The sequence below is a fragment of the Prolinoborus fasciculus genome, assembly GCF_056724605.1.
This window is the reverse complement of sequence record NZ_JBWZQN010000037.1, coordinates 19,926-33,434: the sequence shown is the minus strand read 5'-3', so window position 1 is coordinate 33,434 and position 13,509 is coordinate 19,926. Positions and strand designations below refer to the sequence as shown.

The 13,509-nt window shown below is 43.5% G+C and carries 16 protein-coding genes; 5 read left to right on the top strand and 11 right to left on the bottom strand.

Features of this window, described 5'->3' with window-relative positions:
- Window positions 1–230: 230 nt before the first annotated feature.
- The 5 genes from AC1P5O_RS10050 to AC1P5O_RS10030 form a co-directional block, all read right to left on the bottom strand.
- Window positions 231–527: a DUF3817 domain-containing protein gene (locus tag AC1P5O_RS10050; protein ID WP_004645001.1), complete on the bottom strand. Its 297-nt coding sequence runs from the start codon at window positions 525–527 to the stop codon at window positions 231–233.
- Between the two features lie 120 nt (window positions 528–647).
- Complete coding sequence (yccS, locus tag AC1P5O_RS10045; protein ID WP_211100807.1) at window positions 648–2,861, bottom strand: YccS family putative transporter; 2,214 nt, start codon at window positions 2,859–2,861, stop codon at window positions 648–650.
- A 99-nt stretch (window positions 2,862–2,960) separates the two neighbouring features.
- Window positions 2,961–3,503 carry a superoxide dismutase family protein gene (gene sodC / locus AC1P5O_RS10040; RefSeq protein WP_004732359.1) on the bottom strand — a complete coding sequence of 181 codons (543 nt, stop codon included), beginning with the start codon at window positions 3,501–3,503 and terminating at the stop codon, window positions 2,961–2,963.
- 122 nt (window positions 3,504–3,625) lie between these two features.
- Window positions 3,626–4,795 (bottom strand): AI-2E family transporter, encoded by a 1,170-nt coding sequence (locus AC1P5O_RS10035; RefSeq protein ID WP_004732356.1) that lies wholly within the window; start codon window positions 4,793–4,795, stop codon window positions 3,626–3,628.
- 89 nt (window positions 4,796–4,884) lie between these two features.
- Window positions 4,885–5,529, bottom strand: a complete 645-nt coding sequence (locus tag AC1P5O_RS10030) for a ParA family protein (RefSeq protein ID WP_004281566.1) — start codon at window positions 5,527–5,529, stop codon at window positions 4,885–4,887.
- Between the two features lie 124 nt (window positions 5,530–5,653).
- Between AC1P5O_RS10030 and AC1P5O_RS10025 the strand changes: the two genes are divergently transcribed.
- Both AC1P5O_RS10025 and AC1P5O_RS10020 read left to right on the top strand, forming a co-directional pair.
- Window positions 5,654–6,121 (top strand): Holliday junction resolvase-like protein, encoded by a 468-nt coding sequence (locus AC1P5O_RS10025; RefSeq protein WP_004732355.1) that lies wholly within the window; start codon window positions 5,654–5,656, stop codon window positions 6,119–6,121.
- A 27-nt stretch (window positions 6,122–6,148) separates the two neighbouring features.
- The gene (locus AC1P5O_RS10020; RefSeq protein WP_004732353.1) at window positions 6,149–6,727 is read left to right on the top strand and encodes a hypothetical protein; all 579 of its coding nucleotides are present in this window, start codon (window positions 6,149–6,151) and stop codon (window positions 6,725–6,727) included.
- 18 nt (window positions 6,728–6,745) lie between these two features.
- On the opposite strand, the gene AC1P5O_RS10015 is transcribed toward AC1P5O_RS10020, so the two are convergent.
- Window positions 6,746–7,375 (bottom strand): class I SAM-dependent methyltransferase, encoded by a 630-nt coding sequence (locus tag AC1P5O_RS10015; protein WP_004732352.1) that lies wholly within the window; start codon window positions 7,373–7,375, stop codon window positions 6,746–6,748.
- 191 nt (window positions 7,376–7,566) lie between these two features.
- Here AC1P5O_RS10015 and AC1P5O_RS10010 point away from each other — a divergent pair, with 191 nt between their 5' ends.
- On the top strand, window positions 7,567–8,130 hold the full coding sequence (locus tag AC1P5O_RS10010) for a hypothetical protein (RefSeq protein WP_004732349.1): 564 nt from the start codon (window positions 7,567–7,569) through the stop codon (window positions 8,128–8,130).
- Window positions 8,131–8,203: 73 nt separating this feature from the next.
- Here the strand turns inward: AC1P5O_RS10010 and AC1P5O_RS10005 are convergent, their stop codons facing one another.
- Window positions 8,204–8,536, bottom strand: coding sequence for a HopJ type III effector protein (locus AC1P5O_RS10005; protein WP_004732347.1), 333 nt, complete (start codon window positions 8,534–8,536; stop codon window positions 8,204–8,206).
- Between the two features lie 175 nt (window positions 8,537–8,711).
- Between AC1P5O_RS10005 and crcB the strand changes: the two genes are divergently transcribed.
- Window positions 8,712–9,086, top strand: a complete 375-nt coding sequence (gene crcB / locus AC1P5O_RS10000; RefSeq protein WP_004732345.1) for a fluoride efflux transporter CrcB — start codon at window positions 8,712–8,714, stop codon at window positions 9,084–9,086.
- A 95-nt stretch (window positions 9,087–9,181) separates the two neighbouring features.
- Here the strand turns inward: crcB and AC1P5O_RS09995 are convergent, their stop codons facing one another.
- Together AC1P5O_RS09995 and AC1P5O_RS09990 are read right to left on the bottom strand one after the other, a co-directional pair.
- Entirely contained in the window at window positions 9,182–9,433 is a 252-nt protein-coding gene (locus AC1P5O_RS09995; protein ID WP_004732342.1) for a type B 50S ribosomal protein L31, read from the bottom strand.
- Window positions 9,434–9,529: 96 nt separating this feature from the next.
- Window positions 9,530–10,828: an ABC1 kinase family protein gene (locus tag AC1P5O_RS09990; protein ID WP_004732340.1), complete on the bottom strand. Its 1,299-nt coding sequence runs from the start codon at window positions 10,826–10,828 to the stop codon at window positions 9,530–9,532.
- Between the two features lie 285 nt (window positions 10,829–11,113).
- Here AC1P5O_RS09990 and AC1P5O_RS09985 point away from each other — a divergent pair, with 285 nt between their 5' ends.
- Window positions 11,114–11,326 (top strand): DUF1737 domain-containing protein, encoded by a 213-nt coding sequence (locus AC1P5O_RS09985; protein ID WP_004732339.1) that lies wholly within the window; start codon window positions 11,114–11,116, stop codon window positions 11,324–11,326.
- 201 nt (window positions 11,327–11,527) lie between these two features.
- Here the strand turns inward: AC1P5O_RS09985 and AC1P5O_RS09980 are convergent, their stop codons facing one another.
- Both AC1P5O_RS09980 and AC1P5O_RS09975 read right to left on the bottom strand, forming a co-directional pair.
- Entirely contained in the window at window positions 11,528–12,886 is a 1,359-nt protein-coding gene (locus AC1P5O_RS09980; protein WP_004732336.1) for an MATE family efflux transporter, read from the bottom strand.
- A gap of 39 nt (window positions 12,887–12,925) precedes the next feature.
- A complete protein-coding gene (locus AC1P5O_RS09975; protein ID WP_004732334.1) occupies window positions 12,926–13,384 on the bottom strand; it encodes a DMT family transporter in 459 nt (152 codons plus the stop codon).
- Window positions 13,385–13,509: the final 125 nt, after the last annotated feature.

The following is a 13,509-nucleotide window of genomic DNA, read 5'->3' as shown; positions in this document are numbered from 1 at the left end:
GGCTTTCGATTTTACTGAACACTCTTCAACTGCTCTCGGAATATTCAATAGATGAACTCAATGAGATAGCCACAATGGCATTAGGTATCTCATAGATGTGTAGATACCTATGCCTTTTAGGAGAGGGCTAGGGTGAGGTTAAGTATTTAATAAGTTCCCTCTCTCTAACTCTCTCCCAAAGGGAGAGAAAATTTTCTTTTGACTGATCTAATTATATTAGGATTCTACAATTAAGCTTCAGCGGGCTGTTCCAGCTTCTTCAATTTCATATCAAACAGGAATGGACCGAAAGGCAGAATCGAAGCGATTAAACCCATCACAAACATGCTGAGAGACCATTTCTGTTTTTCACATACTGCGAATAACACCACCAGAAACAGCACAAACAGTACCCCATGACCCATACCGACATATTTGACCAGAATCGGATTATCCATCATATATTTCACTGGCATCGCGATAAATAACAGCAGCAGGAATGAAATCCCTTCAAGCAAACCGACCAGACGCAAAGTTTTGATGTTCATAATACATATTGATTTAACCGAATTGGTTTTGAGTGTACCGAATATCACCTGAATATTGAATCTTAATAATAAAAATATATTCAATATTTTTAATAAGTTATAACCAAGTAAGGCAGTTGGTTATTTAATCTCGGCACCTAGTAATTCATGACGTAATTTTAGTAATTCCGGTAAGGTTTCCAGCAATAAACTGATCTGTTTCAGCACCAAAAGCAGATGTGCTGACTGGTTTTCCTGGGTACTTAAGCGTTGAATTTCTGCCAGTTTATGATCGATGTCGTAGGTAGCTAAAGGCTGTTGTTGCAGCAATACCCCAGTTAAGGTTTGCTGACACCAGCGCATTAAAACCAGAATTTGTGCATCAGTAACCTGCTCACGGTGACTCCCCAATGCTGCAATATAGCTGAGCTGGCTATGGCTATAAACCAGATAGCGAAAGGCACTTTTGACCAGTTGCGGATCTGGATTCGGTTCGGTACTCAGGCTTGAAATCATGCTGGATAAATCAATCTGTGCATTGTGGGCCAGACGCCGTGCAGTCCTGTAAGCAATACTGTTATCTTTACCGTTTTGATATTGCTCGACCACTGCAGCAAAATAGTCCAGTGTAGCAAGCGATGATTTTTTAATATTGCTGGAAATATTGCGAAAATTCCAGTCAGGCCAGATCCAGCTTACTGCCATCCAGGCAATCAGACAGCCTATGAGGGTATCAATGATACGTGGCAAAATGATCGCGTAACCGGCACCTTTCAGGTTGAAGATCAGGAGTACCATCAATGTCGCCATGAGAGTGGCCATGGCATATTTTTTGGAACGTAGATAGAAAAAACCGACACCAAAAATTACTGTCAGGAGTAACTGACCTTCGACACTTGGTACAAAATACAGAATGGGAACACCCAGCATGACCCCCAATAATGTTCCTAGGGTCCGCAATTTGAGCCGGCTTTTGGTGGCAAAATAACTGATCTGACAGACAAACAGGCTGGTCAGTAAAATCCAGTAGCCATTTTTTGCAAAGGGCAATAATGAAATGGCATAGCCGACTAGAAACACAATGGCAATCCGCACCGCATGCCGAAAGAGTGCCGATTGTGAACTCAAGTGCGGTTTGAGTTTCAGCCAGAGATCTGTGCTATCGCGAATATCATCATCAAACAGGCTCAGGTCATCAAAATGCTGCTGATAGCGTGGCTTATACAGTGCCTGTTGATCATGCAGGTGTTGTAACTGCTCATGTACACTCAGCAGATTGGCCAGAATAAGCTGTAAATTTTTAACTTCAATATTCTGTGGGTGTTGGGCAATCCAGTCCTGCATCGATTCCTGTAAATGTTTTAATGCCTGTTCATCATCTGCAGACAGATAAAATTTTTCATTGCGCAATACACATTCTGCCAAATGTTGACAGGCAAGGGCTTGCAGACGGATATTTTTCTGAATCCGGAAAATCAGGTCAGTGCGGCTAAAATGCTGTTCGATCTGTTCATAATGTAAATAATTGGCCGTGGCCTGTTCATGAATATCCTGCATCAGAAAATACAGATTCAGCCAGTAAATGGTATTGCGATTGGCACGCGAAGCTTTGAGTCGAGTCAATAGTGAATCTTTGCTGCGGTTAAAACTCTGAATGACTAAAGTATTTTTAAGTGACAACTCATAGAGCAGGTTTTCAACATTTGGATGCTGATCCGGATCAAACAGTTTGGCTTTACTCAGCAGTAAATCTGACATGTGCTGCAAGCTTTGTGCGAGATTTTCCTGAACCTGCAAAGTAGGACGCAGCAGAAAAAATAGAATAGACGTCAGGCCGTACCATAGCGCCCCAATGACAAAATAAAGTGGCTGTTCATACCAGTGCTGATATTCGCCCAGGCCGAACATGGTATAGATTGACAGTAAAATGGTGCCAAATGAAATTGTGGCATAACGTTGGCCTAAGGCACCCATTAGAATAAACAGCGCACTCGACAGGGATAGCCACAGTGCAAACCAGAATTTATGCGGAGCAAGAAATTCCAGAATGCTGCTGACACTAAAAAACAGAATGATGACCAGTAACAGGTTGCGCAAACGCAGGCTTAGCCGGTCATCAAAATCAGTCAGTGCCGTGGCAATTGCCCCTAACGTTACTGGAACGATCAAGAACTCATAACCCAGAAATTTCAGACCGAAAGTGGTACCTAAAAACACCAGCAGGATCTGCAGGCAATAAGTCATCAGCGCACTGGACTGAAAGGGCAGCAGGACAGGTTTTATAATTTTAACAAAAGTAGCAGTCGCAGGTCGGGCAGCATTCACAAGGACAGGATCCGGAAAGTAAAAACGCAAAGTTCTGAATGCAATTTAGACGCCAAAATAAAAGAAAAATCCATGAAAAAAACGAGCATAGTGCCCGTTTTTTCTATTTAGTCATTGGCATGAAGGTGTTTAGATCACACCACAGGCAATACGTTCACCGCCGCCGCCCAAGGGTAATGGGTTGTCGGAATAGTTATCGCCACCGGCATGAACCATAATCGCACGACCCTGAACATCAGCCAATTTCAGACGTGGCGCAAGCAGGGTCACACGTGCAGTTCCGTCAGTATTGACTTTCAATGCGGGTAAATCACCGAGATGACCGGTCACTGGTGTACCGTGATGTGGAGCCTGATTTGGATTGTAATGGCTACCTGCAGCCAGTGCTGCGCCCATCTTGCCGTCTTTCATGGCAGGTGCGCATGAACCATTTTCATGAATATGGAAACCACGTTCACCCGCAGGAAGTTGTTTCAGGTTGGTACGAATAACCAGACCGGCTGGGCTGTCACTGAGTAATACGGTACCAATCTCTTGGCCCACACCTTGAGCAGTTACAGCATTCACAGTTACTGCTCTGACCACTTCATTTGATGGAGAGGTTGATGCACAACCGGTAAAAAGTGCGGCGCTTAACGCGCAAAGTGTCGTAATTTTAAACAATGAAGACATGATTTTGGCATCCTGATCTTTATTCTGTTTTGTGAGTTCATTTAAACAGAGCAAGATCAGAAGCTCTATATAGAATCAGTACTTAAATGTTTTGTTTTGTTTAAGTCAATTCTCTCTATGCTTTAAGGCGCTTTGGGCGGTGTGTTCTTGGTTTCTGGATCAATCTCATGTGCCATGGTGGCTTTAGGCATCATCAAAGGTTCATTCAGATTACTTTCATGTAACCATTCACGCCAGATTGCAAGCAGCACAGCCAGAATCACCGGGCCAATAAACACTCCGACCAGACCAAAACTGGCAATACCACCCAAGACTCCAAACATGATCAGCAGGAATGGAATCTGGGTTGCACCAGAAATTACCAGTGGACGAATCACGTTATCGGCAGTACTGACAATACAGACACCCCACACCATGACCCCGATAGCCTCAATGGTTTGTCCTTGTGAAAACAGCCATAGCGCCACCGCACTATAGGCGAGGGGCGGACCAAAGGGAATCAGGGCAAAAATAAAGGTCACAATGGTTAAAACCATCGGATTCGGCACACCTGCAACAAAATAGCTCAGACCAGCCAATAAGGATTGTGCAATTGCGGTCAAACCGACGCCATATACTACGGCACGTGTAGTCGCAGAAATGGTGGAAAAATAATGATGTACACGTGGACCGACCACCATTTCAAAGGCTTTACGCACCTGATTTAAAATGGTCTGACCATCACGGTAGAAGAAAAACAGCGAAAGTATCGCAAAACATAATTTAAAGATGTTTTTACTAACTTCATTCAACACCACTTTGCCGTAATTCAGATGGCCTTGAATCCAGGTCGATATCGACAGTGCAATACTCTGCGGATCAGTGTTAATTTCATTTAAGGTTCGGGTAATTTCCTTGCCGACAATCGGAAGCCCGCGAATAAAATCAGGGACATTCAGGTGACCGGAAAAGACCTGTCGCTGCAATTCAAAATACAGGTTACGACCTTCGTGCTGCAGCATGAAAATGGCGAAAATAAACGGCAGACCAAAGACCAGAATCACGGCCAAGATCATTACGGTTGCACTTAATGTCGGTCGATTGCCGCATAGGCGTAACACCGATTGATACAAGGGCCAAGTCATATAGGCAATAATGGCTGCCCAAACTACAGGAATGATGAAATACTTGAGTATATGAAAACTCAAAAAAATTAGGATAAAGAACAATCCAAATAATAAGACTTTTTGTAATGTAGGCGCGTACTGTTGCACTGAATTTAATGACTCATTTTTTAGGTCGTGTTCAGGCATATTAACTGAAAAAAAAGCGATCGAAAATGATAGCTAGCCAAGTAGCGAGATTATTTTCCCAAAGCTACACCGCGATTCAGATGATTGACTCAAAACCACTGACTCGGATCATCAATAATGGCATTCAGTACCGGTTGCCATTGAGCCTGCAGCTCCCGATAGATTTTCTGAGGTTTATCAAAGACGGACAGGCCTTCCATAGCCAGTCGGCTATAAGGGGCACGTTCCGAAATCCAGGCCACTGGCTGCTGGTCGATCTTGTCAAAAAACTGCTGTATGTCCTGATTGCTGGCTGCATTTGCTTTGGTGCGATTGGCCAAAAGTAAAATTTCAACCTTGCCCTTACGGATGCGTTTGATGTCCTGCAAATGTTTGAGAAAACGGCGGGTCGAATCGATATCAAAAAAAGAAGGCTGGATCGGGATGATAATCGCATGTGCTTCACTGATCAGCTGTTCGGCATGATCATCGGTCAAAGCACCTGGTGCATCAATAATCAGGTATTCGATCTGTTTCGGCGCATCACCAATGGACTTGCTATTGCGCCAGTCCAGACTTTGGATCTGCGCTGCCTGTGCCGGACGATGCTTGAGCCATTGCAATGTTGATTTCTGGTTGTCGGCATCGGCCAATGCCACCTTATAACCCTTTTGTGCGAGTGCTGACGCCAAACTAATGGCTGTCATGGTTTTGCCACAACCGCCTTTCTGATTCGCAACTAAAATTGTTTTCATGACTCAAGGTGATTTTATTCTGTTCCGGCCTAGCATATCATTCTTTTCAAGTATGCAAATGGCCGAATTCCTCAACTTCAGTCGAATGCGATGCTATAAAAATCAGGCAAATTAGGAAGATTGAATGTCCATATGGATGGCCATGTTGATTGGCGCATGTATCGGGGTGGTATTGACCACTATTATTTTAAGTCAGACGCGCAATGGACGGATCAAGGCCGAATATGAGCAGTATATTGCCGAGCTGGAACTAGAGCATCAGCAGTCCCTCATTGCCGCGCAAAAACGCAGCGTGAATACCAGCCGTGCAGTTCTCAAAGGAAAAATGGCGGAACAGCTCGCGCCGATCATGCCGGAATTTCAATATCTGCCGAGTGATGCCAAGTTTTTGGGTGATCCGGTGGATTATGTGGTCTTTGATGGTTATACCGATTTTCGTGATGGCGAAGGCGACGCTGAAGATATTGAAGTGGTTTTGATTGACATTAAAAGTGGCGGAGCACGTCTGACCAAAGGCCAGCAAGCCATTGCCTGTGCGGTTCAGGAAGGGCGGGTACGTTTTGAAACCATTCGGATTGATTTTCAGGATTGACCAAAATCCAGTGAAGAATAAAAAATTATGCAAAAATTACTGATCACTGCGCTGCTGTTTATGCTAGGACTCTGGGTGTGGAATGAATTTTTTCGTGCCATTCCGCATCTGCAAGAAAAGGGCGTACTTAAAAACTTTAAAGTAGAACCCGTTAAGCGCATTTCCGCGACTTATATTGTGCATGATCACCGTTTCGTAAAACCTGATCGTCGGGTGCTGCATCAGGCCAGCCCTGTGGTGGGGCATTTTAATGATCTGGCCTATCTGAGTAATATTGATGTGCTGTTGCTGACTCAACCGCTGCCCGCTATACAGGCAAAACTGGAGTTTGATGAAGCAAAACGCTGCTATCAGCTCGAAGGACAAACCAATAAAGCGGAGCGTGACTTCGTCAATACGCATGTACAGTATTTTAGTCTGATTGCTGCCACTGAAAAAATTGCCGATCAGATTCGCCGGCTAAAATCGGGGCAGAAAATCACGCTCACTGGTGATCTGGTGACAGTTCATTCAGGCACGACTGGACAAGAATTCCGGGTCGGGACGGGCTCTGAATATCGTGCTCATTGTCAGTTGCTGCAAGTAACCCACCTTCAGCCACACTAAATATAAGATGGTCGTAAATTAGCTTCCTAGTTTACGAACACGTGCTAACAACATACGTTGGCCAATCTTGGGTATACCTTCCGCATCTACATAATTTAAAGTTTCTATTTCAAAACCGGTTTCCAGCAAGGCGGTCTCAATATCCCGATTCAGATGACAGCCATCTGCGACTTTCTTTTGAATGGGAGTGAGTAAATGTTGTAGACGCTGAATATTTAAATTTTGTCGATTCAGAACATGTTCGACCACATGTAAAGTCCCACCCGGTTGTAGCACACGATAAATTTCCTGCAGGCTCTGTTCCAGCTCTGCAATACTACAAAGCGTCCAGGTAGATACAATATTTTCCAGACTATTTTCGGCAAAAGGTAAAGCTTCTGCACTGGCCTGAATATGTTCGACCTGAAAAGCGGCCTGTTGAATTCGTGATTCTGCCAGTTTGAAGATCGTCGGGTTTGGTTCTAGTGCATAGACCTTATCAACCGATTGATAAAAAGGCAGATTAAGGCCGGTACCAAAACCAATTTCCAGTACTTCACCGGAAATATCCAAAAGTAGTTCACGACGCAAGTCCATCAAGGATGGTGTTTGCATCACCTGATTCAGCAGATGCGGAAAGATATGTTGTTGATAAAGTTTATACAGCATTTGAGTTATTTTAATTTGATGGAAATACGTTCTAGCTTAACTGAAAAATAAAATGACAGGCATATATCGAGCTGACTAAATACGTGCAGTTTGTTACCAAGTTCAACTGTTTATTCATTAAAAAATCCGTAAGATCAAGGAAGATATCCTTAAAACGTTTGATCAACTTGATTAGGATTAGATTAAAAATTATGTTCAAATACGTTAAACATTATGCTTTGCTGGCCAGCCTGTTGCTGCCTATTTCGGGCTATAGCTCGGTCGACCACAATATTGCCAAAGGTTTGCCTCCTGTCGTTAAAGGCCAGTCAATTTCGGTCTTGCAGCCTTTTAAAGGTGATTTTCGTATTCTGGGTTCCAAGGTTTATAGTTCTGACCCGCAAGCCAAATTCTCTCCGATTGATTATGCTGTCAGTTGGGGGCTGTTTGCCGAACCTGAAATTGCTCGACATATCACGGTCAATCAATATGACCGCTATTTGAACTGGAAAATGGATCGGGTGCCAGTGCCGGTAGAACAAGCCAAGCAGATGGTGTCCAATATGCATATCATTCCTGCCAATCCTGAAATTGCCAAGGAAATTAAAAAGGTAAAGCGTGGCGATCTGGTACGTATGCAAGGGGAGCTGGTTGAAGTGCGTGATAAAGATCTGGTCTGGAAATCGTCCTTAACTCCGACCGATACGGGTGATGGTGCTTGTGAGGTTTTCCGTGTCAGTTCCATTAAATGGATTGAAAAAGTCGGTAAAAGCTAAAACAGGCATCCTATACACTTCTGAGTTGCATAAAAAAACCGCTCCTTTGAGCGGTTTTTTATCTGCTTAGGACTTACTTCGCAGTTAAAGCCTGACCTTCAAAGGTAATTCCATCCCAGCCATTGAGCATAAACTGGCGGATATTCTGATGATCAGTCGCCTCTGGCGTCGCGAGTACAGAAGCATAATGTTCGGCAAACAGGCTTAAGGTCTGTGTCTGATCCAGACCATTCAATTGTGCAAAAGAAAAGACTTTAGCGCTGCCCTGGTTTTCTGTGGCCGCATTATTCTGCTGGCCATTTTTAAATGCAGTTGGTGTATGCATATAGCGCGATTCGATATAGGCAATCACATCTGCAAATTTTACTTCGCCTGCTGCCAACTGGGCCAATAAATCCTGTGCCATGCTATTTTTCCTGTGCCATTCATGAAAATTCGATGCGATAAATATAGCAATTTTCTTGCGAAGTTCCATGGTATTTCATTGATTTTCGGTTCAAGATAACAGTGAAATTTATCCATGCTCAATATGAAACTTTGGATAAAATAAACTTGATCAATAAATAGAACAGGAAAAAAATATGGGCTGGCTTTGGGTGGCAATGGGTGGGGCAATCGGTGCTAGTCTGCGTTATGCAGCAGGACTTTGGCTGTTCAAACCGCAAATGCAATTTCCTTGGCCCACCTGGTGGATCAATATTTTAGGCTGCTTATGTGCCGGAATTTTTTTTGCCTGTAGCCAGAAATATCCAGCACTCCAACAAGAAGCGCGTCTGTTTTTAATGGTGGGAATTCTCGGTGGCTTTACCACATTTTCCAGCTTCGGTCTGGAAAGCTTTTTGTTATTGAAACAAGGTGCTATGGGCCTAGCGCTGTTATATGCATTATCCAGCTTAATTGTCGGCATTATTGTTCTGGCACTGGGCTTTTATTTCACTTCACTCGTGTTGGCATAGAGTTAAAATAAACGCATAAAAAAGTCAGGAAATTGGAGGTCATTTCCTGACATAAACCGCGATTTAAATCTTAAGATAACCGAGGTTTTTCGGTTTTAACCCCGTTTAAAACGCCCAAAACGTTTGTTAAAGCTTGCCACACGTCCTTCATTGCTGGTCTGACGTTGCTCACCCGTATAGAAAGGATGTGATGCACTTGAAATATCTAGTGTTACATAAGGATATGTTTTACCTTGATATTCTTTGGTTTGACTCGAGTTCATCGTGCTGCCAATCACGAAATAGGCATCGGCATTGGTATCATGGAATAACACTTCACGATACTCAGGGTGGATATCTGAACGCATATCTAACTTCCTCATGATTCTTGATTAAATGTTATAATGTAACATTTGATATTTCAAGTAATCTAGGGTTACAGCGTGTAAGCCTATCGTCTCAACTTAGCTTCGACTCGGTACCAGTTCTTCAAATACATCACTTAAATCATCATGTACTTTGAGATGAATCAGGTTCCAGTATTGTCCTGAAATTGTGCGATTCACCATCAAGGTATCAGGAGAGGGCTTAAATACATCCCAATATTTCAACGAAGGTTTCAGCAACTCCATCCCATCATGATGCGCTGAGTTTTCGGCAAAATCATAGTCAGTGACCAGAGGACGCATGAGCACTTCCAGCCACTGTTCATATAATTCTTTCGGGAATTTTCCAGTTTCAGTCAAGGAATGCAGCGCATCCAGCTGTTGCTCGATCACGGGAATATTCTTCTCGCGTGCAGCATGGATCAGTTCCCTAAAATGTCCAATCACTTCAGTCGATAAGGTTTTAACGCCACCATAATCATAAACAATCACAGAGCCATCCTCACGGAAGGCAAAGTTGCCCGGATGTGGATCACAGTGAAAGCGTTTCAGATAAAAAATTTCTTGGCCAATGGCGCGGAATAGGCGGCGACCTAAAGCATTTCTGGTTTCGAGTGGCCAAGTGCTGGCAGTTTCGATACTTTCACCAAGTTCCTGGCTCAAAGTTAAAATATGTCGCGATGAATACTCATGAAACACTTTCGGAATCACAATTTTATTGTCCAGAGATTCATGGAAGGCACGGGCGATTTCCAGATTCTGGGCTTCAATTTCATAGTTCAACTCATTGTCCAGACTGTGCTGAATTTCTTTAAATAATTGATCTTGAAGTTTACGATCAATCTTTAATACGCCCATCATGCGCAGTGCCAGACGAACTTGCTTCAGGTCGCTTTCGCAGGCTTCATCCACACCAGGATATTGCACCTTGACTACAACTTGCTGGCCATTCGGTAGAGTGGCTTTATGCACCTGACCAATCGAGGCCGCGGCAAATGGCTGTTCATCAAACTGCTGGAAAAGTTGCTGTAAAGGTTTACCCAATTCTTTTTCTACCTGTGCCTGAATTTCTTTAAATGGCATGGGTGGTGCCTGACGTTGTAACTTGGCAATGGCTTTGGCGACTTCGGGCGGGAAAACGTCTTTATATTGCGAGGCAATCTGGCCGACTTTCATGACTGCGCCTTTCATCTCTCCCAAGGTATCTGCAATCTGTACCCCAATATCTTGAAATAGTTTGCTGCGCGCAGTATTTTTCTGCTCTTCATCAGCAGTTAAATTTTTAATGGAATTGGAGAGGGTTTTACCTGCAATACTTGCGGTCATTCCGGCAAGTTTCATAAAGCGACGACCGGGTGTGCTAGCCGTTTTTGCCATGCGAGATTCCTTGAAACCAACTATGAATGGATGTATTTGATCATAGGTGACAAAGGTTCAATTGCCTAGATTTAATTGTAGAGGTTGTGTTGTGATTTCCTTCAGCTTCTCCATGTTTAATGCATCATCTTTGATTTGATAAAGATTTATCTTTATCTCCTTGGCTAAACTAAAAGAATATGCCGGAATCCATCATCGTTTTAGATAAGGCTGAGTATTAATTCTGAATGTTGTTTTATGGCTAAAAGCTTAGAATAAACAGAGTGTAGTAATGAAGAAAATTCAATGAAAGTCTATCGATATTTTACTGGGAAGGATGATGTGCATTTTTGTGCGCGGGTGACCCGTGCCTTAAATGAAGGTTATGAGTTATATGGTTCACCCACCATGAGTTTTAATGGTACGGATGTGATTGTGGGGCAGGTGGTGATTAAAGATGTGGCGGATGAATCGGAGATTCCAGAAGGATTGAAGGAAGCATTAGCCGCTAATTCTTAACTTCTACATCGAAATTAGAATGCTCAAGGCTATGCTCGCATCTTTTATTTTTATGCTGTCGCGTAGGCAGCTCTTAATTTTGTCATGGCAAAAGTAACAGAACCGTTTCGTTGATCTAATGCTACTTCCCTGTATCACAGATCAACGGTGACATCCATGTCACTACCCAATATTTAAGATTGCTTGAAAGTCGCTAAGTTTTTACACCTTTAAGCTTAAACGTCTGTTATTGCTATAGAGTCGTGCCAGCAATAAAACACAGGCAACACTTAGGCCTACAATCAGGCCAACCCAAACACCGGCTGCTCCCATCTCGGTAAAGCGGGATAAATATACCCCAACCGGGAAGGCGATGACCCAGTAAGCCAGCATGGTAATCCACATCGGCCCCTTGGTATCCTGCATGCCGCGCAGACAACCTGCGGCACTGATCTGCCAGGCATCCATCAGCTGATAGGCAATGGCAAACAGAATCAGATACACCGCAATTTGGGTCACGATCATATCTGAGGTGTAGAGCGCCACGATTTCATTACGGAAAACCCAAAGCAGAATCATGGTCAGGATCGCCAGAATAGTGGCAGTAATCAGGCCGAGATATTGCACTTTACGCATGGCTTGCCAGTTCTGTTCACCATAGTAGGTGCCGACCCGAATGGTCAGGGCAATCGCCAGTGACATGGGAATCATGAACAGTTGTGAAGTGACAGAAATAGCAATTTGATGCGCAGCGACAATAGTCTCACCCAAAGGACTCAGCACAATTGCCGCTGTACTGAAAATACTGACCTCAAAGAAGATCGCCAATCCGATTGGAAAGCCAAGTTGTAAGATGCGCTTCATCCATTCCGGGTTGATTTTTTCCCAGTGAGTAAAAGGCTGGGTACGTTGATAGGCCTTATTTTTAAAGATATACAATGCGAGGGTGATGACCATTAGCCACTGTAAAATCGCCGTGGCAAAACCACAACCTGCGCTGCCCAAGGCTGGAACAGAGCCAAGACCATACATAAAGATATAGTTCAGCGGAACCAGCAAAACCAGCGCCAATAAACTAATGACGGTAACCGGACGCGGATTTCCAATCGCTTCAGAGTAGCCGCGTAAAGCTGCATACATGGTTACCGCTGGCATACCAAAACCAATGGAATGCAGGAATAAACCGGCTTTAGGTTGTAAGCTTTCCGGTACCCCTAAAAGTGGCAAAGTGGCCGGCAAGAGTTGCAAAATCAAGCCGGCAATTACCCCAAGAATCAGGGCAACCCAAAGTGATTGACGTGCAATGGTGGCAATTTTTTCAGGTGTACGTGCGCCATTGGCTTCGGCAACCAAAGGCGTCGTGGCAATCATAATGCCACTAAACAGCAGCATCACCGGAATCCAGAGTCCTACTCCGACGGCAATCGCGGCAAGATCGGTAGCAGATAGGTGACCGGCCATAATGGTATCAATCAGGCCCAGACCAGCCTGAGAAAATTGGGTCACCAGAATAGGCAGCATCAGATGAAAAAGTTTTTTTAATTCAAAACCAAAGGTTGTGACTGGTGAAACATTCGACACAAAAATTACTCATCGTGATCATGTGCTTAAATAGAAGGTTTAGCGTTGTAAAGTGAGAAGCACACCAATAAAAATTACCACGCCGCCTAAAAGACGTTGCCAGTTAACCGGCATTTTTTCATTACCCAACAATCCCAGATGATCGACCAGCATCGACATCACCATCTGACCAAAAATAATGAGACCGCTAAGAACCAGAAAGCCAAGTTTGGGCGCTGCATAAATGCTCATACTAATCGCGTATACACCCACGATTCCCCCTAGCCATAAATACCAGGGAACACTTATCAATTCCTGTAAACCGGGTTTGGGATTAGACTGAAAAAGTACGATTACGGCCAGCACTATTGTACCAATCAAAAAGGAAAAAAATGCAGCTTGAATAGGAGAATATAAATATTCTTTTAGTTGTGTGTTAATTGCAGTCTGGAGTGTCAATAAAACACCGATTGCAAAAACCAAAGGAAGTAAAATAATAAATTGAGAAGATATTTTCATAATTTTAACTGACTAATTCTATTTAAATTTTTAGACATATCACACGATCAAATTTAATTTTAGCAGTGTTGCCGCCGAGTCATGTTAAAATTCCGCTATATCTTGTAATCGTTTTTGAGTAGTTC

Bases quoted from the DNA above. Each gene is read 5' to 3' on its own strand.
- AC1P5O_RS10030 (WP_004281566.1), bottom strand. From the start codon at position 5,529: ATGAAAACAATTTTAGTTGCGAATCAGAAAGGCGGTTGTGGCAAAACC.
- crcB (WP_004732345.1), top strand. From the start codon at position 8,712: ATGGGCTGGCTTTGGGTGGCAATGGGTGGGGCAATCGGTGCTAGTCTG.
- AC1P5O_RS09985 (WP_004732339.1), top strand. From the start codon at position 11,114: ATGAAAGTCTATCGATATTTTACTGGGAAGGATGATGTGCATTTTTGT.
- AC1P5O_RS10050 (WP_004645001.1), bottom strand. From the start codon at position 527: ATGAACATCAAAACTTTGCGTCTGGTCGGTTTGCTTGAAGGGATTTCA.
- AC1P5O_RS10035 (WP_004732356.1), bottom strand. From the start codon at position 4,795: ATGCCTGAACACGACCTAAAAAATGAGTCATTAAATTCAGTGCAACAG.
- AC1P5O_RS09990 (WP_004732340.1), bottom strand. From the start codon at position 10,828: ATGGCAAAAACGGCTAGCACACCCGGTCGTCGCTTTATGAAACTTGCC.
- sodC (WP_004732359.1), bottom strand. From the start codon at position 3,503: ATGTCTTCATTGTTTAAAATTACGACACTTTGCGCGTTAAGCGCCGCA.
- AC1P5O_RS09975 (WP_004732334.1), bottom strand. From the start codon at position 13,384: ATGAAAATATCTTCTCAATTTATTATTTTACTTCCTTTGGTTTTTGCA.
- AC1P5O_RS10005 (WP_004732347.1), bottom strand. From the start codon at position 8,536: ATGGCACAGGATTTATTGGCCCAGTTGGCAGCAGGCGAAGTAAAATTT.
- AC1P5O_RS10025 (WP_004732355.1), top strand. From the start codon at position 5,654: ATGTCCATATGGATGGCCATGTTGATTGGCGCATGTATCGGGGTGGTA.
- AC1P5O_RS10015 (WP_004732352.1), bottom strand. From the start codon at position 7,375: ATGCTGTATAAACTTTATCAACAACATATCTTTCCGCATCTGCTGAAT.
- AC1P5O_RS10010 (WP_004732349.1), top strand. From the start codon at position 7,567: ATGTTCAAATACGTTAAACATTATGCTTTGCTGGCCAGCCTGTTGCTG.
- AC1P5O_RS09995 (WP_004732342.1), bottom strand. From the start codon at position 9,433: ATGCGTTCAGATATCCACCCTGAGTATCGTGAAGTGTTATTCCATGAT.
- AC1P5O_RS10020 (WP_004732353.1), top strand. From the start codon at position 6,149: ATGCAAAAATTACTGATCACTGCGCTGCTGTTTATGCTAGGACTCTGG.